25 protein-coding genes and 1 tRNA gene are annotated in these 22865 nt (G+C 69.3%); 15 read left to right on the top strand and 11 right to left on the bottom strand.

Annotated features, from left to right (window positions below; all coding sequences use genetic code 11):
- Positions 1 to 2: 2 nt before the first annotated feature.
- Positions 3 to 1166 carry an acyl-CoA dehydrogenase family protein gene (locus A4W93_RS23185; RefSeq protein WP_085752863.1) on the bottom strand — a complete coding sequence of 388 codons (1164 nt, stop codon included), beginning with the start codon at positions 1164 to 1166 and terminating at the stop codon, positions 3 to 5.
- Between the two features lie 16 nt (positions 1167 to 1182).
- Positions 1183 to 2736, bottom strand: coding sequence for an AMP-binding protein (locus tag A4W93_RS23180; protein ID WP_085752862.1), 1554 nt, complete (start codon positions 2734 to 2736; stop codon positions 1183 to 1185).
- A gap of 117 nt (positions 2737 to 2853) precedes the next feature.
- Between A4W93_RS23180 and A4W93_RS23175 the strand changes: the two genes are divergently transcribed.
- From A4W93_RS23175 to urtE, 7 genes are all read left to right on the top strand, one after another.
- On the top strand, positions 2854 to 3747 hold the full coding sequence (locus A4W93_RS23175) for a LysR family transcriptional regulator (protein WP_085752861.1): 894 nt from the start codon (positions 2854 to 2856) through the stop codon (positions 3745 to 3747).
- 90 nt (positions 3748 to 3837) lie between these two features.
- The gene (locus A4W93_RS23170) at positions 3838 to 4905 is read left to right on the top strand and encodes an FAD-dependent oxidoreductase (protein ID WP_085752860.1); all 1068 of its coding nucleotides are present in this window, start codon (positions 3838 to 3840) and stop codon (positions 4903 to 4905) included.
- Between the two features lie 118 nt (positions 4906 to 5023).
- Positions 5024 to 6295 (top strand): urea ABC transporter substrate-binding protein, encoded by a 1272-nt coding sequence (gene urtA, locus A4W93_RS23165; protein WP_085752859.1) that lies wholly within the window; start codon positions 5024 to 5026, stop codon positions 6293 to 6295.
- A 93-nt stretch (positions 6296 to 6388) separates the two neighbouring features.
- Positions 6389 to 7990: an urea ABC transporter permease subunit UrtB gene (gene urtB / locus A4W93_RS23160; RefSeq protein ID WP_085752858.1), complete on the top strand. Its 1602-nt coding sequence runs from the start codon at positions 6389 to 6391 to the stop codon at positions 7988 to 7990.
- A 23-nt stretch (positions 7991 to 8013) separates the two neighbouring features.
- Positions 8014 to 9156 (top strand): urea ABC transporter permease subunit UrtC, encoded by a 1143-nt coding sequence (gene urtC, locus A4W93_RS23155; protein ID WP_085754293.1) that lies wholly within the window; start codon positions 8014 to 8016, stop codon positions 9154 to 9156.
- A complete protein-coding gene (urtD, locus tag A4W93_RS23150) occupies positions 9153 to 10037 on the top strand; it encodes an urea ABC transporter ATP-binding protein UrtD (protein ID WP_085752857.1) in 885 nt (294 codons plus the stop codon). Before urtC ends, urtD begins: the two co-directional genes overlap by 4 nt.
- 15 nt (positions 10038 to 10052) lie before the next feature.
- The gene (urtE, locus tag A4W93_RS23145) at positions 10053 to 10745 is read left to right on the top strand and encodes an urea ABC transporter ATP-binding subunit UrtE (protein WP_085752856.1); all 693 of its coding nucleotides are present in this window, start codon (positions 10053 to 10055) and stop codon (positions 10743 to 10745) included.
- Positions 10746 to 10803: 58 nt separating this feature from the next.
- Here urtE and A4W93_RS23140 read toward each other — a convergent pair whose 3' ends face one another.
- Complete coding sequence (locus A4W93_RS23140) at positions 10804 to 11553, bottom strand: DUF4397 domain-containing protein (RefSeq protein ID WP_085752855.1); 750 nt, start codon at positions 11551 to 11553, stop codon at positions 10804 to 10806.
- Between the two features lie 225 nt (positions 11554 to 11778).
- Between A4W93_RS23140 and A4W93_RS23135 the strand changes: the two genes are divergently transcribed.
- Positions 11779 to 12453, top strand: coding sequence for a glutathione S-transferase family protein (locus A4W93_RS23135; protein WP_085752854.1), 675 nt, complete (start codon positions 11779 to 11781; stop codon positions 12451 to 12453).
- Positions 12454 to 12690: 237 nt separating this feature from the next.
- A complete protein-coding gene (locus A4W93_RS23130) occupies positions 12691 to 13113 on the top strand; it encodes a DUF4148 domain-containing protein (protein ID WP_085752853.1) in 423 nt (140 codons plus the stop codon).
- 73 nt (positions 13114 to 13186) lie between these two features.
- Here the strand turns inward: A4W93_RS23130 and A4W93_RS23125 are convergent, their stop codons facing one another.
- The 3 genes from A4W93_RS23125 to radC are packed head-to-tail and all read right to left on the bottom strand — an operon-like array spanning position 13187 to position 15439.
- The gene (locus tag A4W93_RS23125; protein ID WP_085752852.1) at positions 13187 to 14017 is read right to left on the bottom strand and encodes an urease accessory protein UreD; all 831 of its coding nucleotides are present in this window, start codon (positions 14015 to 14017) and stop codon (positions 13187 to 13189) included.
- Entirely contained in the window at positions 14014 to 14745 is a 732-nt protein-coding gene (locus tag A4W93_RS23120) for a Smr/MutS family protein (protein WP_085752851.1), read from the bottom strand. The genes A4W93_RS23125 and A4W93_RS23120 overlap by 4 nt, the downstream gene beginning before the upstream one ends.
- A 22-nt stretch (positions 14746 to 14767) precedes the next feature.
- Positions 14768 to 15439: a RadC family protein gene (gene radC / locus A4W93_RS23115; RefSeq protein ID WP_085752850.1), complete on the bottom strand. Its 672-nt coding sequence runs from the start codon at positions 15437 to 15439 to the stop codon at positions 14768 to 14770.
- A gap of 87 nt (positions 15440 to 15526) precedes the next feature.
- Between radC and A4W93_RS23110 the strand changes: the two genes are divergently transcribed.
- The 6 genes from A4W93_RS23110 to A4W93_RS23085 all read left to right on the top strand — a co-directional run bounded on the left by A4W93_RS23110 (position 15527) and on the right by A4W93_RS23085 (position 19868).
- Positions 15527 to 15970: an FKBP-type peptidyl-prolyl cis-trans isomerase gene (locus A4W93_RS23110; RefSeq protein ID WP_237357603.1), complete on the top strand. Its 444-nt coding sequence runs from the start codon at positions 15527 to 15529 to the stop codon at positions 15968 to 15970.
- Positions 15970 to 16947 carry a 4-hydroxy-3-methylbut-2-enyl diphosphate reductase gene (gene ispH / locus A4W93_RS23105; RefSeq protein WP_085752848.1) on the top strand — a complete coding sequence of 326 codons (978 nt, stop codon included), beginning with the start codon at positions 15970 to 15972 and terminating at the stop codon, positions 16945 to 16947. Before A4W93_RS23110 ends, ispH begins: the two co-directional genes overlap by 1 nt.
- A gap of 38 nt (positions 16948 to 16985) precedes the next feature.
- Complete coding sequence (gene serS / locus A4W93_RS23100) at positions 16986 to 18281, top strand: serine--tRNA ligase (protein ID WP_085752847.1); 1296 nt, start codon at positions 16986 to 16988, stop codon at positions 18279 to 18281.
- Positions 18282 to 18343: 62 nt separating this feature from the next.
- Positions 18344 to 18431, top strand: a tRNA-Ser gene (locus A4W93_RS23095).
- Positions 18432 to 18707: 276 nt separating this feature from the next.
- Complete coding sequence (locus A4W93_RS23090; protein ID WP_085752846.1) at positions 18708 to 19385, top strand: nitroreductase; 678 nt, start codon at positions 18708 to 18710, stop codon at positions 19383 to 19385.
- Between the two features lie 210 nt (positions 19386 to 19595).
- Positions 19596 to 19868 (top strand): hypothetical protein, encoded by a 273-nt coding sequence (locus A4W93_RS23085; protein ID WP_085752845.1) that lies wholly within the window; start codon positions 19596 to 19598, stop codon positions 19866 to 19868.
- A gap of 70 nt (positions 19869 to 19938) precedes the next feature.
- Here A4W93_RS23085 and A4W93_RS23080 read toward each other — a convergent pair whose 3' ends face one another.
- The 5 genes from A4W93_RS23080 to A4W93_RS23060 form a co-directional block, all read right to left on the bottom strand.
- Positions 19939 to 20319 carry a c-type cytochrome gene (locus A4W93_RS23080; RefSeq protein WP_237357602.1) on the bottom strand — a complete coding sequence of 127 codons (381 nt, stop codon included), beginning with the start codon at positions 20317 to 20319 and terminating at the stop codon, positions 19939 to 19941.
- Positions 20316 to 20879, bottom strand: a complete 564-nt coding sequence (locus tag A4W93_RS23075) for a nucleotidyltransferase family protein (RefSeq protein WP_085752844.1) — start codon at positions 20877 to 20879, stop codon at positions 20316 to 20318. The genes A4W93_RS23080 and A4W93_RS23075 overlap by 4 nt, the downstream gene beginning before the upstream one ends.
- A gap of 4 nt (positions 20880 to 20883) precedes the next feature.
- A complete protein-coding gene (locus A4W93_RS23070; protein ID WP_085752843.1) occupies positions 20884 to 21645 on the bottom strand; it encodes a CPBP family intramembrane glutamic endopeptidase in 762 nt (253 codons plus the stop codon).
- A 72-nt stretch (positions 21646 to 21717) separates the two neighbouring features.
- Complete coding sequence (locus A4W93_RS23065; protein WP_085752842.1) at positions 21718 to 22326, bottom strand: LysE family translocator; 609 nt, start codon at positions 22324 to 22326, stop codon at positions 21718 to 21720.
- Complete coding sequence (locus A4W93_RS23060; RefSeq protein WP_085752841.1) at positions 22323 to 22865, bottom strand: DUF3455 domain-containing protein; 543 nt, start codon at positions 22863 to 22865, stop codon at positions 22323 to 22325. The genes A4W93_RS23065 and A4W93_RS23060 overlap by 4 nt, the downstream gene beginning before the upstream one ends.

The raw sequence follows: 22865 nt of genomic DNA, 5'->3' as shown, positions 1-22865 counted from the left end.
GGTCAGGCCTGCAGGATCTCGCGCGCGATCGTGTTGCGCTGGATCTCGCTCGTGCCCGTCAGGATGCGCATCATGCGCAGCTGGCGGAAGGTCAGCTCCACCGGGTGGTTGTGCGTGACGCCCAGGTTGCCGTGGATCTGCACCGCCTTGTCGGCCACCTCGAAGCAGCGCTCCGAGATGAAGAGCTTGCACGCGGACGCCTCCATGCGCAACTCCTCGCCGGCGTCGGCCTTCGCGGCGGCGTGCAGCATCATCCCCTCGCACGCGAACAGCGAGGCGGCCATGTCGGCCAGCATGTGCTGGATGGCCTGGAAGCGGGCGATGGGGCCGCCGAACTGCTGGCGCGTCTGCGCGTACGCGATCGACATCTTGAAGACCTTGCGCGCCGCGCCGATCATCGTCGCGGTGTGCAGCAGGCGGTTCAGGTTGATGCGGGCCATGCCGAGGCGCAGGCCGTTGCCCGGGCCGCCGATGATGTTGGTGGCCGGCACGCGCACGTTCTCGAACAGGATGTCGGCATCGATGTGCTGGCCCGACATCGGCACGTAGGTGTCGTCCACCCGCACGCCCGGCGCGTCGAGTTCGACGAACACCGCGGAGATGCCCTTCGGGCCGGCGGCGGGGTCGGTCACGCACAGCACGATCGCGATGTCCGCGAACGGGCTGCCGGTGATGAAGTGCTTGTGGCCGTTGAGGACGAGGTCGTCGCCGTCGCGCACGGCGCTCGTCTTGAGGCTGGCGGCGTCCGAGCCGGAGTGCGGTTCGGTCATCGCGAAGCAGATGCCCTTCTTCCCCGTCATCACCGGCTGGAAGAAGCGCTCGAGGTGGTCGGGCGTGGCGAACTGCATCAGGCTGCCGATGCGCGGCGGGCCGCTCAGCTCGCCCAGCACGTGCATCGCGAAGAGGGCGCCGGTTTCGGCGATCTCGGCCTTCAGCAGGCACAGCTCCACCGTGGTGAGGCCGGGGCCGCCCAGCGCCTTCGGCATCGCGCCGGTCAGCAGGCCCAGGGCGTGGGAGCGCTGCCAGATGCCGCGCAGCACGTTGCGCGGGGCCGGGTCCTCGGGGCCGAGGCCCAGTTCCCTCTCGAGGGGCAGCAGTTCCTCGCGGATGTAGCGCAGCGCACGCTCGCGCAGGTCGGCGTAGGCGGGGCCGGTGAGGTGGTTCATGGCGGGGTCCTTCGGATCAGTTGACCTGGCGTTGCTGGCCGGCCCAGTAGGGCGTTCGCACGTCCTTGCGGGCGAGCTTGCCGTTGGGGTTCTTGGGGAGGGCGGGGGCGAAGTCGACCGCGCGCGGGGCCTTGTAGTCGGCGAGGTGGGTGCGGCAGTGGGCGACGATGTCGGCCTCGCTGACGGCGGCCCCCGCGCGCGGCACGACCACCGCGCGCACGGCCTCGCCCCAGCGGTCGTCGGGCACGCCGATCACGCAGGCCTCGTACACCGCGGGGTGGCGGTACAGCACCGCCTCGACCTCGTTCGGGTACACGTTGAAGCCGCCCGAGACGATCATGTCCTTCTTGCGGTCGACGATGTAGATGAAGCCCTGGGCATCGGTGCGCGCGAGGTCGCCGGTGCGCAGCCAGCCGTCCACCACCGCCTCGGCGGTGAGGCCCGGTTCACCCCAGTAGCCCTTGAAGATGTCCGGGCCGCGCACGACGATCTCGCCGATGGCCTCGCCGGTCACCTCGTGGCCGTGTTCGTCCACCACCTTCACCTCGGTCTCGCCGTACGGGCGGCCGCAGGAGGCGAGGCGTTCGGGCGCGTTGCGCAGCGCCTCGGCGTGATCGCGGGTCGAGAGCGAGGCCACGGCCGACGTGGATTCGCTCAGGCCGTAGCCCTGGGCCAGGATGGGGCCGATGCGCCGCCAGGCCTCCTCGACGCGCGCGGGCGCCATCGGCGCTGCGCCGTAGGTCAGCTGCCGCAGCGTCGACAGGTCGCTCGCCTCGAGGCTCGGCTCCTGCAGCAGCGCGTTGATCATCGCCGGCACCATGAAGGTGTGGGTGACGCGGTACTTCGCGACGGCGGCCAGGAATTCGGCCGGGTCAAACTTCTCGAACAGGTGCAGCGTGGCGCCGGCGTAGAGGAACGGCTGCATCAGCATGCCGCTCGCGTGGGTCACGGGGCCCAGCAGCGCGATGCGGTCGCCGGGGCGCGGCGCCGACTCGTTGCGGAACAGCACCTTGCGGATGCAGGCCATGCGGTTCCCGTAGGTCTGCATCGCCGCCTTGATGGCACCGGTGGAGCCGGACGAGAAGTGCAGCACCGCGAGGTCGTCCGCATCGGCCTCGATCGCCACCGGCGCGGGCGACGCGGCCGCGATCAGCGCGTTCATGTCGAGCCGGCCTTCGGCCGGGCCATCCAGGCTGATGAAGTGGCGCACGCCCTCGAAGCCCGGGGTGTCCGGGCCGTGGTGGGTGAAGCCGCGGCCGGCGACGAAGGCGGCCGGCTGCGCGTTGGTCACCACGTCGCGGGCCTCGGAGGCGGTGAACCGGGCGTTCAGCGCCGCCTTCACGAGCCCGGCGCGCAGCAGGGCCACTTCCAGCACGACGAGGCCGGTGGCGTTGCGCGACTGGACCGCCACGCGGTCGCCCTTGACAAGCCCGAGCGCGAGCAGCGCGTTGGCCAGGCGGTTGCTGTGGTCGTCGAGCTGGGCGAAGGTCAGGACGCTCGTGCCGCAGACCACCGCCTCCTGTTGGGGCCAGTAACGCGCGCCGAGGCGGATGTGCCTGCAGATGTCCACGGAGTGTCTCCTGTCGTTGGAATGGGGATGGAAGGTCCGCAGTCTCAGGGTCGACCACCATTCACGCAATGCACGAAAAGGTTCATCCTGATGACTTGAAGTAATCAAGATCAGCCCGTGAACCTGAACGACATCGAGTACCTCGCCACGGTGGCGGCCCACCAGCACGTGGGCCGCGCCGCCGAGGCGCTGGGCCTCACCCAGCCCGCGCTCACCCGCGCCATCGCGCGGCTGGAGGCGCTGGCCGGCATGCCGCTGTTCGAGCGCCATCCGAAGGGCGTTGTGCTCACGCCGGCCGGCGAGGCCTTCCTGCGCCGGGCCGAACGCATCCGCATGGAGTACGACGACGCCCTCTCCGAGATGCACCAGATGAAGACCGGCGAGCTGGGCATCCTGCGGGTGGGGCTCACGCCCACGCTCGACACCGAACGGCTGATGGGTGTGGTGCGGCGCTTGCTGGTCGAGCGGCCGGCCGCCCGCATCCACCTGACCGAACGCCTGATGCACTACCTCGTGCAGATGCTGCTGGACGGTGAACTGGACGCCGTCGTCGTGCCGACCCCGCAGCCGCTGCCTCCCGAGCTGGAGGCGACGCCGCTGTACGACGACGTGCTGCACGTGGTCGCCGACGTGGGCCACCCGTTACAGCAGCGTCGCTCGCTGCAACTCGCCGACCTGGTGGACCAGCCCTGGCTGCTGCCGCCCCCCGACACCCGCATGCGCCGGGAGCTGGAGCGGGTGGTGCAGCAGGCCGGGCTGCCGACGCTGAACGTGCGCGTGGAGGCGGCCGCCACCGGCATCAACACCCTGCGCCTCGTGACCGGCACCCCGATGCTGACCCTCGGCAGCCAGTGGTCGATGGAGGCCATGGCGGGCGTCGGTCTGCGCCCGCTGCCCATCGCGCTGCCGGCGCTGCGGCGGCGCATCGGGCTGCTGACAAGGCGGCATGCCCACGTCTCGCCGCTGGCCCACCGGCTGCGGGAATTGCTCGTGGGCGAGTTCGGGGCCTGACCGCTCCGGGCAGGTAAGCTCGCGGCCCATCCGGAACGAGCAAGGCTTCCCCATGACCTCGATGATTCCCGCCCGCCCGGGGCGCCCCGCATGAAGATCGCCGTGGTCGGCGCCGGCATCGCCGGTCTGGCCTGCGCCATCGCGATGGCCGACCGCGGCCATGCGGTGGACCTGGCCGAGCGGCGGCCCGAGGGCCGGTCCGAAGGTGCGGGCGTGATCCTCTGGGACCGCGCCTGCCGCGTGCTCGACGGGCTGGGCCTGCTCGACTCGGTGGCGCCGCGGGCCGAGGTGCTGCACGGGCTGGTTCGCCGGCAGCTGGACGGTGCCGCGATCGACACCTTCGACTTCCGCGGCGGCGGCAACGCCTTCGCGGCGCTGGCGGTGCGCCGTGTCCACCTGGTGGATGCGATGACGGCTGCCGCGCGTCAGCGGGGCGTGACCCTGGCCTTCGACCTGCCGGCGGTCTCGGTGCTCGCCGAGGGCGGGGTCGACGCTCCGGCGGTGCTGGCCCTCGGCGACGGCCGGCGGGTCGAGGCCGACCTCGTCGTGGGCGCCGATGGCCGCATGAACTCGGTCGTCGGGGCCCGGGTGCGGGGCATCGCGCGCGTGGACCAGGGCCTCGTCACGTGGGTCGCTTCCGCACCGTCCCTCGGCGACAGGCTGGGGCAGGTGGCGGTGGACCTGTGGGGGCCGGGCGCCCGCCTCGGCGTCGTGCCGTGCGGTGGCGGCGGTGTGTACTGGGCGGCCACGGCCCGCGCGGACCTCGTGCCGGCCACCCGCCCCTGGCGCGAGACCGTGCAGTCGTTGCTGCCGGGCCGGGACGGCCTCGTCCGCGACGTGCTGGCCGCGACCCCGGAGGACGCCGTGCACCGCCACGACCTCTTCGACCTGGAACCGGGCGGCCCCTGGCACCTCGGGCGGCTGGTGCTGGTGGGCGACGCCGCCCACGCGAGCTTGCCCACCACGGGGCAGGGCGCCGCCGAGGCCCTGATGGACGCCTCGACCCTCGCCGGACTGCTGCCCCGGTCTCCCGCCTTCGAGACGCTGAACGACGCGCTCGGGCGGTACGTGGGCGCCCGCGAGGCGGCGGCCCGGGCCGGGGTGTTCGCGGCGCGGGAGGTGGCGCGGCGGGTCTTCGGCCCCCCGTCCGCCCGCTGACGCCACGGTCTACGCCACCGCCTACGCCGTCTGTCGTATGGCCCGTTCGAGGGCCCGTCCGTAACCTTGGTTCTGTCGTCCCCCGGGGCACCAAGACTCAACCAAGGAGCGTTCGTTCATGAAAGCAAGCCGCCGCAATTTCGCGCAATCCCTGTCGGCCGTGGCACTGGGCGTCGCCGCCCTCGGCCTGCCGGTGTTCGCCCAGGCCGCCGACACCATCAAGGTGGGTGTGCTGCACTCGCTGTCGGGCACGATGGCCATCTCCGAGACCGTCCTGAAGGACACCGCGCTGATGGCGATCGACGAGATCAACGCCAAGGGTGGCGTGCTCGGCAAGAAGCTCGAGCCGGTGGTGGTGGACCCGGCCTCCAACTGGCCCCTGTTCGCCGAGAAGGCCAAGCAGCTGATCTCGCAGGACAAGGTCGCCGTGATGTTCGGCTGCTGGACCAGCGTGTCGCGCAAGTCGGTGCTGCCGGTCGTCGAGGAACTCAACGGCCTGCTGTTCTACCCCGTGCAGTACGAGGGTGAGGAACTGAGCAAGAACGTGTTCTACACGGGTGCGGCCCCGAACCAGCAGGCCATCCCCGCCGTGGAATACCTGATGAGCAAGGCCGGTGGCGGCGCCAAGCGCTTCGTGCTGCTGGGCACCGACTACGTCTACCCGCGCACCACCAACAAGATCCTGCGCGCCTTCCTGAAGAGCAAGGGTGTCGCCGACAAGGACATCGACGAGAAGTACACCCCGTTCGGCCACAGCGACTACCAGACCATCGTCGCCGACGTGAAGAAGTTCGCCGCCGGTGGCAAGACGGCCGTGATCTCGACGATCAACGGCGACTCGAACGTGCCGTTCTACAAGGAACTGGGCAACCAGGGCCTGAAGGCGACCGACGTGCCCGTCGTCGCGTTCTCGGTGGGTGAGGAAGAGCTCCGCGGCGTCGACACCAAGCCGCTGGTGGGCCACCTGGCCGCCTGGAATTACTTCATGAGCCTGAAGAATCCGACGAACGACGCGTTCAAGAAGCAATGGGCCGCCTACGCCAAGGCCAAGAAGCTGCCGGGCGCCGACAAGCCGCTGACCAACGACCCGATGGAAGCCACCTACATCGGCATCCACATGTGGGCCCAGGCCGTCGAGAAGGCCAAGAGCACCGACACCGACAAGGTCATCGCCGCGATGGCCGGCCAGACCTTCAAGGCCCCGAGCGGTTTCGTGGCGAAGATGGACGAGAAGAACCACCACCTGCACAAGCCGGTGTTCATCGGCGAAGTGAAGGCCGACGGCCAGTTCAACGTGGTCTGGAAGACCCCGGCGCCGGTCAAGGCCAAGCCGTGGAGCCCGTTCATCGAAGGCAACGACAAGAAGAAGGACGAGCCCGAGAAGAAGTGATCCCCGGGTCCCTCCGGGGACCTTCTCGATGCTAGACACACCGGGGTGCATCGCGTCACCCCGGTTGTTGTTGGAACTCCAAGGATTCACGGCATGCTGCCCCGCTTCTTCCTCCAGACCTGCGCCGCGCTCGCGCTGGCGTTCGCCTCGCTGTCGAGCCACGCGCTCACGGCCGACCAGGCCCGCGGCCTCGCCGCCGGTGAAAACGACGAACGCATCGAAGCCCTCGCGAAGTCGCTCGAACGCGGCGACGAGGGCCTGGCCGCCTTCGTGCAGGCGATGCTCGACGACAGCGTCAAGGTCACGGGCGACAAGGTGTTCGTGATGAAGGGCGAGGAGGCCACGGACGCCGCCACCGGCGCCGCCGCGACGCTCCCCGAAGACGCGGAAGACGTCATCAACAGCAACCAGATGCGCCGCGAGCTCGAAGGTGCGCTGGCCGCACTGAAACTCTTTTCCAAGGACCTGGGCGAACGCCGCGCCGCGGCCCAGGCCCTGAAGGACGACGCCGACGAATCGCGCCTGCCGCTGATCGAGAAGGCGCTCGCGTCCGAGACCGACGAGGGGCTGAAGGCCCAGCTCGAACAGATCCGCGCCGCGATCCAGGTGGCCTCGCCCGACGTGGCCCGCCGCCTGGAGGCCGCGAAGACCCTCGCGACGAGCCTGACCCCGGCCACCAAGTCGCTGATCACCGAACGCCTGAAGCCCGCCGCCGAAGGCGGCGAGGACGACGCGGCCGTGCGCAGCCAGCTCGGCATCGCCTTGAAGGCCATCGACAGCCGCCTCGCCTGGGGTGAACGCCTGGGCGTGCTGTTCACCGGCGTGAGCCTCGGCAGCATCCTGCTGCTCGTGGCACTGGGCCTCGCCATCACGTACGGCCTGATGGGCGTGATCAACATGGCCCACGGCGAGCTGATGATGATCGGCGCGTACGCCACCTTCATCGTGCAGAACGTGTTCCGCACCTACCTGCCGGGTGCGTTCGACTACTACGTGCTGATCGCGATCCCCGTGTCCTTCTTCACCGCGGCCCTCGTGGGCGCGGTGCTGGAACGCAGCGTGATCCGCTGGCTGTACGGCCGCCCGCTCGAGACGCTGCTGGCCACCTGGGGCATCAGCCTCGTGCTGATGCAGGCGGTGCGTTCGATCTTCGGCGCGCAGAACGTGCCGGTCGAGAACCCCGCCTGGCTGTCGGGCGGGGTGCAGGTGATGAGCAACCTGACGCTGCCGTACAACCGCATCGCCATCGTGATCTTCGCGGCCATCGTGCTGGCCGGCGTCTCGCTGCTGATCGCCCGCACGCGCCTGGGCCTCTTCGTGCGCGGCGTGACGCAGAACCGCAAGATGGCCGCCTGCGTGGGCGTGGACACCGCGCGCATCGATACCTACGCCTTCGCGCTCGGCTCCGGCATCGCCGGCCTCGCGGGCTGCGCGCTGTCCCAGGTGGGCAACGTGGGCCCCGACCTGGGCCAGGGCTACATCGTCGACTCCTTCATGGTGGTGGTGCTGGGTGGCGTGGGCCAACTCGCCGGCACCGTGTACGCGGCGCTGGGCCTGGGTGTGCTGAACAAGCTGCTCGAGGGCTGGCAGGGCGCGGTGCTCGCCAAGATCATGGTGCTCGTCTTCATCGTCATCTTCATCCAGAAGCGCCCGCAAGGCATCTTCGCGATGAAGGGCCGGAGCGCCGAAGCATGAACACGACTTCGAACCTGAAAGACATGAGCGCCGTTCTCACCCCCCCCGAGTCGCCGTCGTTCGGCCCGAAGACCCGGCTGCTGTCGCCGAAGGCCTGGACTGGCGTGTTCATCGCCCTGGCCGCCGTGCTGGTGCTGGTGCCCCTGTTCAACCTGGCGGTGCCCGAAGGCAACCCGTTCCACCTGAGCGACTACGCGGTGCAACTCGTGGGCAAGATCATGTGCTACGCGATCTGCGCGCTGGCGATGGACCTGATCTGGGGCTACACCGGCATCCTGTCGCTGGGCCACGGCGTGTTCTTCGCGCTGGGCGGCTACGCGATGGGCATGTACCTGATGCGGCAGATCGGCCGCGACGGCAACTACCAGAGCGACCTGCCCGACTTCATGGTGTTCCTCGACTGGAAGGAGCTGCCGTGGCACTGGGCCGTGAGCGACAGCTTCGTCGCCACGCTGCTGCTGGTGGTGCTGGTGCCCGGCCTGCTCGCCTTCGTGTTCGGCTACTTCGCGTTCCGCTCGCGCATCAAGGGCGTGTACTTCTCGATCATCACGCAGGCGATGACGTACGCCGCGATGCTGCTGTTCTTCCGCAACGAGACGGGCTTCGGCGGCAACAACGGCTTCACCGACTTCAAGCGCATCCTCGACACGCCCATCGCCACGCCGTCGATGCGCATGACCCTGTTCGTGCTGACCGGCCTCACGCTGATCGGCTTCTTCCTGCTGGCCAAGTGGCTCGTGGGCAGCAAGTACGGCCGTGTGCTGCAGGCCATCCGCGACGCCGAGAGCCGCGTGATGTTCACGGGCTACGACCCGCTGCGCTACAAGCTGTCGATCTGGGTGATTTCGGCCGTGATGTGCGGCATCGCGGGCGCCCTGTACGTGCCGCAGGTGGGCATCATCAACCCGGGCGAGATGGCGCCGTCGGCCAGCATCGAGATCGCGATCTGGGCCGCGGTGGGCGGGCGCGGCACGCTGGTGGGCCCGATCGTGGGCGCCTTCTTCGTGAACGGCGCGAAGAGCTGGTTCACCCAGGCCTTCCCCGAGTTCTGGCTCTACTTCCTCGGCGGCCTCTTCATCGCCGTCACCCTGTTCCTGCCCAACGGCATCGTGGGCCTGGCCCGCAAGTTCACCCGCAACGCCAAGACCGAGGAGACGAAGGCATGACCCCCGACCTGATGGAAGCCGGTGTCGAGGCGCTGAAACACCACGAGGAACTCGTGGCCGCCCGCCAGGGCAGCGGCGGCGCGAGTTACGGCCGCGTGGTGACGCCCGGCGAAGTGGACGTGACGCACGGGGCGATCCTGTACCTCGACGACATCACCGTGAGCTTCGACGGCTTCAAGGCCCTGAACGCGCTGAACCTGAACATCAGCGCCGGCGAGATGCGCTGCATCATCGGCCCGAACGGCGCCGGCAAGACGACGATGATGGACGTCATCACCGGCAAGACCCGGCCCGACGTGGGCAAGGCCTTCTTCGGCTCCACCATCGACCTGCTGCGCCTGCGCGAGAACGAGATCGCCTCCATCGGCATCGGCCGCAAGTTCCAGAAGCCCACGGTGTTCGAGCACCTCACCGTGTTCGAGAACCTGGAACTCGCGCTGAAGGCCGACCGCGGCGTGCGCTCGTCGATGTTCTTCCGCCTGACGGGCGAGCAGCTCGACCGCATCGGCGAGATCCTCACGCTGATCCACCTGCGCCCGAGCGCGCAGCGTGTGGCGGGGCTGCTGTCCCACGGCCAGAAGCAGTGGCTCGAGATCGGCATGCTGCTCATGCAGGACCCGAAGCTGCTGCTGCTCGACGAACCGGTGGCCGGCATGACGGACGAGGAGACCGAACGCACCGCCGAGCTGTTCCTGTCGCTCGAGGGCAACCACTCGCTCGTGGTCGTCGAACACGACATGAAGTTCATCGGCGAACTCACCCAGGGCGGCAAGAACGGCAAGAAGGTCACCGTGCTGCACGAGGGCAGCGTGCTCGCCGAGGGCACGCTCGCGGACGTGCAGGCCAACGAGAAGGTCGTCGAGGTCTACCTCGGCCGCTGAACAGGGAACAGGAACATGCTCAAGGTCGAAGGCATCAACCAGTACTACGGCGGCTCGCACATCCTGCGCAACGTCGGTTTCGAGGCGAAGCTCGGCGAGGTCACGGTCGTGCTCGGGCGCAACGGCGTCGGCAAGACGACGCTGCTCAAGAGCCTGATGGGCGTGGTGCCGGTCAAGACGGGCACCATCCAGCTCGACGGCGCGCCCATCACGAACGACACGCCGTACACGCGCGTGCGCAAGGGCGTGGGCTACGTGCCGCAGGGCCGCGAGATCTTCGGGCGCCTGACGGTGGAGGAGAACCTGCGCATGGGCCTGGCCTACAAGCCGGCCAGCACACCCATTCCCGCGGAGCTGTTCGAACTGTTCCCGGTGCTCAAGCAGATGCTGCACCGGCGCGGCGGCGACCTGTCGGGCGGCCAGCAGCAACAGCTCGCGATCGCGCGTGCGCTTGCAGCGGGGCCGAAGCTGCTGATCCTCGACGAACCCACCGAGGGCATCCAGCCCAGCATCATCAAGGACATCGGCCGCGTGATCCGCATGCTGGCCGACCGCGGCACGATGGCCATCGTGCTCGTGGAGCAGTTCTACGACTTCGCGGCGGAACTCGCGGACCAGTACCTCGTGATGGAGCGGGGCGAGGTGATCCAGCGGGGGCGGGGCGCCGACATGGAGGCGGACGGCGTGCGCCAGAAGATGTCCATCTGACGGGCAAAAAAGGGCCCGCCGAAGCGGGCCCAACGAGGGTCATCGAGCAGATGATCGATCAGAGCGTGTTCGTCAGTTCCGTGGCGGGGGTGGCCGCGTTCGTCACCAGCAGCACGCGGTCCGGCAGCACCACGACGAGCAGGTCGGCGTCGTTGGCCATCGTGATCGGCGCGCGGAACACCGGGGTCTTCGTGCCGGCGGCGGTCAGCGTCAGGCTGTAGGCCTTGTTGCCGGCTTCGAACTCGACCGAGTCGTTGCCGGTGGCGGGGTAGGCCGCACGGTAGGCGACCGCCGGGAAGTTCGGCGTCACCGTGGAGGCGCCGGTGTCGACGGTGGGCTCGAAGATGTAGGCATCGATGTTGATCTGGTTGAACGCCGCGTTCACCACGCGCACGCGGCCCTTGTCCGACGTCAGGTTCTTGTTGTACGGGTCACGGATGTTCAGCACTTCGGTGGTGGCGCCGGCGCCCGGCACGGCCATCAGCGTGTAGCGGTTGCCGCGCGTGGCCTCGAACAGCGACGAGCCGATGTCCACGTTGCCCACCGTGGTGCGCACGGACCACGTGGCCGAGCTCGTGTCCACGTCGAAGTAGTTCGACGCGCCGGCGTACGGCACGTTCGTCACCGCGGCGGACTGGGCCACGTTGTCGCGGAAGAGCGAGACGTTGGGGCCGGCGGGCACCGCGTGCACGAGGCGCACTTGCGGGTCGGCGATGTCCAGCTTGTCGTCGATGTCGTCGTCGCCGCCGCAGGCTGCGATGAAGAGGGCGGGAACGCAGGCGAGCAGGAGCTTGAAGGTCTTGTTCATGGTGTCACCTCAGTGTGAATGGCGTGATGGACAGCGTGTTTTCCTTCCGCACCGTGAGGCGCGGCAAGTGAGATGACTGTAGGGAGCGGCGGGTGCGCGCCCTGTCGGGCGAGGGGGCGACGTGGTGTCGGTCCCGCCTGACTGTCGTGTCGGACAAGGCCGCCATGCGGGGGGAGGGGCCTTGAGTCACAATGCCCGACCTTCCTCTCCAACCATCCGCCCGCGATGATCACCGTCCACCACCTCAACAATTCCCGTTCGCAGCGTGTGTTGTGGCTGCTCGAAGAGCTCGGCGTGCCGTACGAGATCAAGCACTACCAGCGCGATCCGAAGACCATGCTGGCCCCGCCCGAGTTGCGCCAGGTGCACCCGCTCGGCAAGTCGCCGGTGATCACCGACGGCGACGTCACGGTGGCGGAGTCGGGCGCGATCATCGACTACCTGATGGAGCGGTATGCGCAGGGCCGCCTGGCCCCGGCCGCGGGAACGCCCGAGGCCTTGCGCCATCGCTACTGGATGCACTTCGCCGAAGGTTCGGCGATGCCGCCGCTGCTGCTGAAGCTCATCTTCGAACGCATCAAGCACACGAAGATGCCGTTCTTCATCAAGCCCATTGCCCGCGGCATCGCCGACAAGGTGCTCGGCACGCTGGTGGACCCGAACCTGTCTCGCCAGCTCGACTTCATCGAAGGCGAACTGCAGAAGAGCGAATGGTTCGCGGGCCCCGAGTTCACCGCGGCCGACATCCAGATGAGCTTCCCGCTCGAAGCCTCGCGGCAGCGCGCGGGCCTCGACGAACGGCGGCCGAAGGCGCTGGCGTGGCTCGCGCGCATCCATGCGCGGCCGGCGTACAAACGGGCGCTGGAGCGGGGCGGGCCGTACAGCTTCGCAAACGACTGAACGGGATCCGGTTCCGCAGCAGGCCGCCCTCGGGCGGCCTTTCTTTTGGCTGCTCATTGTTGCGAGCCATGGAACAACCTATTGGCCGCCGCATGCTTTTTCCGGTCCAGGGTAATCCCTAAAGTTCACCCCATCGATGAGCGATTCAACACGACGACTCACCGAGGTGGACAAGACGGCAATCCCGCCGCCATTGCCCAGTGCAAAGCGCAACCTCTGACACCAAGGAAGATCATCATGACCCGCAAGACCCTGTTCGCCGCCGCCCTCCTCGCCGTTGCCGGTTCCTCCGCCTTCGCCGGCGGCGAGTTCGACCCCCTCCGTGACTACAGCCTGCCCACCGTGCAGTCGACGCTGACCCGCGCCGAGGTGAAGGCCGACGTGGCCCGTGCCCGCGCCTCCGGCGAACTGCTGCGCAGCGACCGCGACGACCGCCTGTTCGTGCAGGACATCGCCGGTTCCAGCCTGACCCGCGCCCAGGTCAAGGCCGAGGTGGCCGCCGCGATCGCCGACGGTTCGATCGAGGACTACAGCACCCGCGCCGAATACGCCCGCGCCCCGAAGGTCGAGTCGACCCTGACCCGCGAGCAGGTGCGTGAGGAAACCCGCACGGCGCTGCGTTCGCAGCAACGCGGCCGCTCGACCTTCAGCGGCTCCTGAGCCGCGACGACGACTTCGCTTCCATTCGCTTCGACTCCTCTTGGGCCGCCGCTGGGCGGCCCTTTTTTTCGTTTCAGGTGCGCCACACGCGCGGCACCGTGGCGCCGAGCTGCCACACGTCGCGGCGCCAGCGCGACCACACCGCGGTGAGCAGGCCCATCGCCGGCTCGACCCGGTGCGCGAGCGTGCGCACCACCACCACCTGCCCATGGGGGGACGTGGCCCCGGCGACGTGGGCGAGGGCGTGGCCCTCGAAGGCTTCGCGTGCCCCTGCGAGCAGCCGGTCGCGTCGTTCGGTGGAGAGGGCCGAACCCGCGGCGAACCACATCGTGGCCATCACGCTGCGGCCCGCCCAGCCGAGCGGGGACTGCAGCAGCCGGTGGTCGCCGCCGTCGACCGTGCCCCGTTCGAGCCACGCGTCGCCGAGGCGGATTTCCTGCGTGAAGCGGCCGGCGTCGAACGGCGCGCCGCTGGCCGGCAGGCCGAGGGCCAGCACGTCCCAGCCGATCATCTCGGCCTGCGGCGCGAGTGAAAACGCCATGCGGTTCTCCGCGAGCAGGCGCGGGTAGCACAACGTCTCGAGCGGCAGCCATTCGAGGCGGGCGTGGTCCTCGACCTGCACCGACACCGTCTGCAGCGCGGGTTGCCCGTTGCTCTTGTAGAAGCGCGTGGCGCCCGGCGTGGTGATGAACGCGTGCGCCCCGGCGCCCACGGTGGTGTCGATGCCCAGCACGTCGCCACCGGCGATGCCCGCGGGCGGATGCACCAGCACGTTGTGGCAGATGCCGGGGCCCTCGGGGTAGAGGCTCTGCAGGATGCGCAGCGGGCCGGTGTGGCGGTCGGCGACGGTGGTGCGGGCGCCGTCGCGGCGGTAGTTCAGGGTCAGGTGGCCGTGCCAGCTCATCGGGGGCGTTTCGTCTCGGGCGAAGGGGACAAGGGGGAGGCGAGGGTGGTGGCCGAGGACGACGGGCCCGACGTGGCGTTCAGCAGCACGATCAGCGCCCCGTGGCCGCCCTCGGAGGCGCGGGCCTGCACGAAGGCGATCACTTCCTGCTTCTGCACGAGCCACGTGCGCACCTTGCCCTTGAGCACGGGTTCGCGGCCGGGCGAGCCGTTGCCCTTGCCGTGGACCACGCGCACGCAGCGCAGGCCGCGGCGCACCACGTCGCGCAGGAAGGCCGCGAGCTGCTCGCGGGCCTCGTCGCGGCGCAGGCCGTGCAGGTCGATCTGGGCCTGGATGGTCCAGCCGCCGCGGCGCAGCTTGCGCACGACGTTGATGCCGATGTCGGGGCGGCGGAACGACAGGGCCTCGTCGGTGTCGAGCAGGGTCTCGACGTCGAACTCGTCGGAGATGGCCTCGCGCAGCACGGCCTGCTCGTCCTGCTCGCGCTGGCGCGGCTCGGGTTCGACCCGCGCGCGCACGGGCTCCACGCGTCCCGTGGACGGCAGCGCGCTGACGCGGCCCACGGCGTGCGAGAACAGGTTGCGCTCGCGCTCGAGGCGCGCCGCCTCGACCCGCTCGCGTTCGGCGCGTTCGGCGGCCTCCTGCTCGGCCTTTTTCAAGGCGACGCGCAGGTCGGCGAGGTCATGGAGGCTCTTGATCTTGGTCACGGTGGCTCGATTGTCGGGCATGTGCGGGAGGGCCGCCGGGCGGTCAAAGCAATCCCCGTTCCGCGAACGACACGACCTCGGTGCGCCCCACCACCAGGTGGTCGAGCACCCGCACGTCGACCAGGTTCAGCGCGTTCTTCAACGCCGTGGTGAGGAACTCGTCGGCCCGCGAGGGCTCGGCCAGGCCCGACGGGTGGTTGTGGGCCAGCACCACGGCCGCCGCGTGCAGCTCCAGTGCGCGGCGCACCACTTCCCTGGGGTACACGCTCGTTTGCGTGAGGGTGCCTCGGAACATTTCCTCCAGGCGCATCAGGCGGTTCTGGGCGTCGAGGAACAGCACGGCGAACACCTCGTGGGGCAGGTGGCCGAGGGTGAGGCGCAGGTGCTGCTTCACGCGGGCGGGGCTGTCGAACACCGGGCGTTCGGCCAGTTCCTGGGTCAGGGACCGGCGGGCGAGTTCGAGCACGGCGCCCAGTTCGGCCCGCTTGGCGGGGCCGAGGCCGCGCACCTGCTTCAGTTCGTCGGGGCTGGCCTGCAGCAGGGCCGGCAGGCCGGCGAACTGGTCGAGGAGGTTGCGCGCCAGCTGCATGACCGGCGTGCCCCGCACCCCGGTGCGCAGCAGCAGGGCGAGCAGTTCGGTGTCGGCGAGCGCGGCGGGGCCGCGGGCGAGCAGTTTTTCGCGCGGGCGGGCGTCGGGAGGGAGGTCTTTGAGCACAGGAAAATGCTATTTCAGGGCATTTCCGGGACCGGGTTCGCCCGGGCACCTAAAATTGCCCCTCAGTCCATCGAACCGGGATATTCCTTGAACCACGTTCAACAGGGCTCGTTCCTGACCCTGCACTACCGCCTGGCGGGGCCCGACGGCGCCGACCTGATCAACACTTTCAACGAGAAGCCGGCCACGCTGTCGCTCGGCACGGGTGAACTCGCCCCCGCCATGGAGGCCCGCCTGCTGGGCCTGCCGGAGGGCACGCGCACGTCCTTCACGCTCGCCCCGGGCGAAGCCTTCGGCGAGCGCAACCCCGAGATGCTGCAGAAGGTGAAGGTCTCGCTGCTGCACGAGCTGGGCGACCCCGACGCCGAGTACCACGTCGGCGACGTGGTGCAGTTCCCCACGCCCGACGGCCAGGCCTCGTACGCCGGTGTCGTGCGCGAGAAGGGCACCGACTGGCTCCTCTTCGACTTCAACCACCCGCTGGCCGGCCAGCCGGTCACGTTCGAAGTCCACCTGATCGGGGTGCTGTGATGGCTGAAGCACAACCCACCGGCCTCGACGAGGTGCTGCTGGCCGAACCCCGCGGCTTCTGCGCAGGGGTCGACCGCGCCATCGAGATCGTCGAGCGCGCCATCCGCAAGTTCGGCGCGCCCATCTACGTGCGCCACGAGATCGTCCACAACACCTATGTCGTGAACGACCTGAAGGCCAAGGGCGCCATCTTCATCGAGGACCTGGCCGACGTGCCGCCTGGCGCCACGCTGGTGTTCAGCGCGCACGGCGTCTCGCAGGAAGTGCGGCGCGAGGCCCAGGCCCGCGGCTTCAGCATCTTCGACGCCACCTGTCCGCTCGTCACCAAGGTGCACGTGGAGGTGGCCAAGCTGCACAAGGAAGGCTACGACTTCATCATGATCGGCCACAAGGGGCACCCCGAAGTGGAAGGCACGATGGGCCAGCTCAACGAGGGCATCTACCTCGTGGAGGACGTGGCCGACGTCGACAGCGTGCAGGTGGCCCAGAGCGACAAGCTCGCGGTGGTCACCCAGACCACGCTGTCGGTCGACGACGCCGCCGAGATCCTCGCCGCCGTGAAGCGCCGCTTCCCCAACGTGCGCGAACCGAAGCAGCAGGACATCTGCTACGCCACCCAGAACCGCCAGGACGCGGTCAAGGTGCTGGCCCCGCAGGTCGACGTGCTGATCGTGGTGGGCAGCCCCACCAGCTCCAACAGCAACCGCCTGCGCGAGCTGGGCGAACGCCTGGGTGCCGACGCCTACATGGTCGACAAGGCCGACGACCTGAAGTCCGAATGGTTCGAGGGCCGCCGCCGGGTGGGCCTCACCGCGGGTGCGTCCGCGCCGGAGATCCTCGTCACCGAAGTCATCGAACGCCTGCGTGCGCTCGGCGCCGTGTCGGTGCGCAAGATGCCCGGTGTCGAGGAGACCGTGCACTTCCCGCTCCCGATGGGCCTCGGCGACAAGGCCATGGCCGGCGTCGCGCCGCGCTGAACTTTTCCCTTTCGTTCTCAGACAAGAAGACCGACACCATGCTCGACATCACCCTGCTGCGCAAAGACCTCCCGAGCGTCGTCGCCGCGCTGGAGCGGCGCAAGTCGCCCCAGCCCTACCTCGACGTGGACCGGTTCCAGTCGCTGGAGAACGAACGCAAGGCCATCCAGACCCGCACCGAGGAACTGCAGGCCAAGCGCAACAGCCTCTCGAAGCAGATCGGCGGCATGAAGGGCCGGGGCGAGGACACCACCGCCGTGATGGCCGAGGTGGGTGGCCTGGGCGACGAACTGAAGAACTCGGCCGACCGCCTGGACGTGATCCAGAGCGAACTCGCCACGCTGCTGATGAACGTGCCGAACCTCCCGCACGAGAGCGTGCCCACCGGCTCGGACGAAAACGCCAACGTCGAACTGCGCCGCTGGGGCACCCCGCGCGTGTTCGACTTCCCGGTGCGCGACCACGTCGACCTCGGCGCGCCGCTCGGCCTCGACTTCGACACCGGTGCGAAGCTCTCGGGCTCGCGCTTCTCGTTCCTGAAGGGCCCCATCGCCCGCCTGCACCGCGCCCTCGCGCAGTTCATGCTGGACATGCAGACGGTCGAGCACGGCTACACCGAGTGCTACACCCCGTACATCGTCAACCGCGAGGTGCTGGAAGGCACCGGCCAGCTGCCGAAGTTCAAGGAAGACATGTTCTGGGTGAGCCGCGGCGGCGACGAGAACCAGCCGGAGCAGTACCTCATCTCCACCTCGGAGATCTCGCTGACCAACAGCGTGCGCGAGACCGTGCTGGCCGCCGACGCCCTGCCCATCAAGCTCACCGCCCACAGCCCGTGCTTCCGCTCGGAAGCGGGCAGCGCCGGCCGCGACACGCGCGGCATGATCCGCCAGCACCAGTTCGACAAGGTCGAGATGGTGCAGATCGTTCACCCGGAGAAGAGCTACGAGGCCCTCGACGAGATGACCGGCCACGCCGAAGCCGTGCTGCAGAAGCTCGGCCTCCCGTACCGCGTGGTGCTGCTGTGCAGCGGCGACATGGGCTTCGGTTCGACGAAGACACACGACCTCGAAGTGTGGGTGCCCGCGCAGGACACCTACCGCGAGATCAGCTCGGTCTCGAACACCGAAGGCTTCCAGGCCCGCCGCATGCAGGCCCGCTTCAAGAACGCCCAGGGCAAGAACGAACTCGTGCACACGCTGAACGGTTCGGGCCTGGCGGTGGGTCGCACGCTGGTGGCCGTGCTCGAGAATTACCAGAACGCTGATGGATCCGTCACGGTTCCGGAGGCTCTGCGTTCGTACCTCGGTGGGCTCGAGGTGTTGAAAGCTTGAGTTGCTTTCCATTTCTCGGCTAGAATCTGCGGCTTGGCAGCGACCTGCCAGCAGTGACACCAGGAGAGGTGGCAGAGTGGTCGATTGTACCTGACTCGAAATCAGGCGTACGGCAACGTACCGAGGGTTCGAATCCCTCCCTCTCCGCCAATGCAAAGAGCCCGCCATGTGCGGGCTCTTTTCATTGGCGTTCGAGTGGGAGGGTCGAGAACCCTCACAGGGTTCGTTCAAACAGTCCGGTGGACTGTTTGGGCGCGGGCCATCGGCCCGCGGGGCGAAGCCCCGAAGAATCGCTCAAGCGATTCTGAGCCAAACCCTCCTCCGACGAAGCCGGAGGCTTCGGCCAGCGGTCGAGTCACCACCGCGACGAACCACCGAACGATCCGCCCCTAGACTGCGCAGGATTCTGACCAACGCGAGGCACCGATGCAGTTCGATGAAGTGATTCAGTCCCGCCGAAGCATCCGCGGCTTCCTCCCCAAGCCCGTCTCGAAGGAATTGATCCGCGAGATCCTCTCGCTGGCCATGCGCGCCCCCACGTCCTACAACACCCAACCCTGGAACTTCTACGTGGTGACGGGCGACGCCCTCGACCGCATCCGCGCCGGCAACGTGGAACGCAACCTCGCCGGGGTACCGCATTCGAGAGAATTCCGCGTCGGCCCCGACTACGCCGGCGTCCACCGCGAACGCCAGATCGGCGTGGCCAAGCAGCTCTTCGGCGCGATGGGCATCGAACGCGACGACAAGGAACGGCGCCAGGAATGGGTGCTCCGCGGCTTCCGCCAATTCGACGCGCCCGTGTCGATCGTCGTCACCTACGACCGCTCGATCCACGGAAGCGACGTGGCCCCGTTCGACTGCGGCGGGGTGGTCAACTGCCTCGTCAATGCAGCATGGGCGCGGGGCCTGGGCTGTGTCATCAACAGCCAGGGCATCATGCAGTCGCCGGTCGTGCGCGCCGAGGCGGGCATCGCGGAGGACCAGGTCATCCAGACCTGTGTGGCGATGGGCTGGCCGGACGACAGCTTCCCGGCGAATGCGGTCGTGTCGATGCGGAAGTCCGTGGACGAAGCGGCTGTCTTTGTCGGCTTCGACGCCTGAGCTCGGCGCGCCCATGAAAAAGCCCGCTCGAGGCGGGCTTCATCAGCAGGAGATTTGGTCGTGGGCTCTTTCGCGGCCCACGTTTACGGCACATTGCGTGTGCTCTTGTTGTTTTTCTCGTCGTTCGAACACTCGACGCGCCGACGCAAGCGGCTTTGCCTGTACAGGCGCTGACTCGTCGATGCAAGTCAACTGGCAGGATTGTACCTGATGAAGACTCCGGGGATCTTCGCGCTCGTCTTCCTGAGCGGCCTCGGCCTGGCGGCTTGGCTGGCGTTGCGCTGGTGGAACGAGAAGGGGCTGTATCGCTACCTGCCCATTGCCTACGGCTTCGCCTTCGGATTCTCATTCGGTGTCGTGGTGCTTCGGGCCACGATCGGTGCGGCCGTCCTCCATGGATTGCTGTTCTCCGTGGTGGGCTTCATCGTCGTGTTGTGCCTCCGTCTCGGACGGAGTCGCAGCCGCGGGCCGGGTCCGGCGTGAGGGTGGCCGGACGATCTGCGCCGCCAGACGCTCCTCCGGCGCGGCAAAGGAGCAAACGCCTTCCCTCCGATCACAAGGTCCGCAGGTACGCCAGCAGATCCGCCACCGTCCGATCACTGCACCCCAGGCACAGGAACCGCATCTTCGTTCCTGGCACCGCCGCATCGGGATCGCGGATGTACGCCGCGAGCGTCTCGTCCGACCACACGATCCCGCTGTTCCGGAGCGCGGACGAGTAGTTGTAGTCGGCCGTCGCCGCGGCCCTGCGACCGACGATGCCGTTGAGCTGCGGTCCGAACCCCGCGCGCGCCGACGGCCCCACCTGGTGGCACGACGCGCATTGCCGGAAGGCCACCTCGCCCGCCACTGGATCGGGTGCCGCGGGCGCCTCCGGCCGATCGCAGGCCGCGAGGACCACGGCGAGAACCAGGGCGATCGAGCGAGGACTCAAACGGGCGATCCTTCGACGACCCGCAACCACGGCCACCTCGCCCGGTACGACGCCACCTTCCGCTCGAACAACGCCCGGTGCGGCACCAGCGGGTTCATCGTCATCACGCCCGCATAGAGGCCGTCGAGGCCGTATGGCGCACACACCTCGCCCGGGCGAATGCCCACGCACGTGGCTGGCACGAGGAAGCGCTCGATGCCATCGCGGGCGTTGCGCAGCACGGTGGGATAGGGCTCGCCGAAGTGCGCCTCGTACCAGAGGTGCACGCGCGCCTGATTGGCGGCCTCGACCGTGATGCCGAGGTCGCCGAGCACTTCGTCCGCGCGCGCCTGCACGTGCCGCTCCGCCTCGGCCCCCAGGTCGCCGCCATCGAAGTAGAAGAGGTCGTAGTCCTTGATGTCCGCCTCGGCGGTTCGCCCCGCCTGCAGGTTCCACACGGTCTGGAACAGGCAGCCCGCGACGAGCCAGCCATCAGGCAGGTCGAGCGTGGCCCAGCGGTCGAGGATGGCCCGGTTGTTCCGGTTCGCGAGGGTGTCCCGCAGGAAGCGCTGCTCGATCATCGGCCTACTGCGCCGCGGCCCACGTGGCCCCGAGCGCGGTCCAGTCCATCAGCACGTGCGCACCCACCGGCACCCACAGGTTCTTCGTCTTGACGTAGGCGAGCGTGAGCGCGACCCGTGCGGCGCCGATGACGAAGAAGCACTGGGCCACGTTCCAGTCGTACGTGGGCAGGTGGGCCGCGCTGAAGAGCAGGGTCGACACGCCGCCGGCCCACCACACCGCGGTGCGCCGCGCCAGGCCGACCTTCATGTGGGCGAACGAGAGGGTCGCGAGGAATGGCAGCATCGTCAGCAGTTCCTCGCCGATCAGCTGCGGGACGGTGCGCGCGAACAGCCACGCGACGTCGGCGCCATCCATGTGCTCGACCGCCTGCGCGGCGGGGTTCTCCGCGACAGTCGACAGGTGCTCGACCACCACGGCCATGCCCGCGCTGACCACCAGCGCGAGCGCCGCGAACACGCCCATCCATGCGACATCGCCGCCACGCACGCGCCGGAACAGCGCCGTGGCATGGCCCGGCGCCACGTGGCCCAGCGCGCACAGCGGCAGCGCGACGAACAGCAGCGCGGGCACGATCTGGCCGTACCGGGTCTCGAAGAACGGGATGGGTGCCACGAGTGCGGCGAAGCCGAGCGCCAGCATCGCCAGCACGAAGGCCCATTGCGGGCCGGTGAGGCGGACGGCCGCGCCGTCGTTGAACGGGAAGTCGCGGCCGGCCTGTTCGAACCAGGTGAAGCGGGAACCGGGGAGGGGGATGGCGTTCAAGCGGGGCGCTCCGGGGGAGGCGCCCGATGCGCCGCCGAGCCCGCAGTATCCCCGAACGCCTCCCCCGTCGTCTCACGCGGGCGGGAAGGCCCCGCGCAATCCCCACAGCGCGGTGAGTGCCATCGCCGCGGCCATCGTCCGGTTCATCGCCTGCTGCACGTGCGGCCGGCCGAGCCAGCGCTGCAGCGCCGCGCCCGCGATGGCCCATGCGGCCAGGCCCGTCACGCCGGCCCCGCCGGCACACAGCAGGAAGGCGCCCTGTTCGGCCACCTCCGCGGCGGGCGGCAGGAACAGCCCGGCGCTGGCGGCGGCCGACAGCCACGGCCTCGGGTTGGCCAGCTGCAGCACCGCGGCCGACGTCCATGCGAGTGGTGCGGGTGGTGGCGTGCGGGCACCGCCGCGCACGCCCAGCACGCGCCAGCCCAGCCACAGCAGCCACACGGTGCAGGCCACCTGCATCGCCGTGTGCAGCACCGGCTCGTTCAGCACCGGCACGCCGTGGCCCACCGCGGCGGCGAGCAGCTGCAACTCGTAGCCGAGCCATGCGCCCGCGAGGTGCGGCACGCAGCGGGCCACGCCGAACCGGGCGCCCGATGCGGCGATCAGCAGCGAGGATGGACCGGGCACCAGCGTGAGCGCCAGCGTGTACGCCACGAGGGGCGCCTGCGCCGCGGCGCTCATGGCACGGCCGCCCGTGCGGCCCGCGCCGGCGAACCCGGCGGCACGAACAGCACGTAGTCGGCGCGGTACGCCATGCCCACGCGGCTCCCGAGCGTCGCCGCAGTGCACCCGCCGGCCGGCGGCAGGCCACCGACCGTGTGGATGCGCTGCACGCTGCTGACACCGGAGAACGTGCCCTCCGGCCCCTTCGGCGTGGCCGCCAGCAGCAGCCACGGGATGGCATCGGCCCGAGGCGCATCCGCACGCGTGCGCACGGTGCCCGTGAAGCCGCTGCCGTCGCCGTGGGTCCACGACGGTCCGGCGCCGTGCCGGCCCACGCGGCGTCCATCGGTGTCGAACAGGTCGGCCTCCGGCGCGACGAAGGCCCAGGCGGGTGCCGCGCCCGCCGCGGCACGGCACTCGTACAGCTGCACGCCCTGCGCGGCCAGGGTCATCAGCGGGACGTCGCCGGCCGGCGCGTCCACGCGGGGCGTGGCGCAGCCGGCGGCCGTGCCCAGCAGCACGGCGGCGAACCCGAGGGTGAAAGGATGCCGTGCCAT

The organism is Piscinibacter gummiphilus (genome assembly GCF_002116905.1).
GTDB classification, from domain to species: Bacteria; Pseudomonadota; Gammaproteobacteria; order Burkholderiales; family Burkholderiaceae_C; genus Rhizobacter; species Rhizobacter gummiphilus.
The sequence above is the reverse complement of the archived record's forward strand: the minus strand, read 5'-3'. Positions and strand labels throughout refer to the sequence as shown.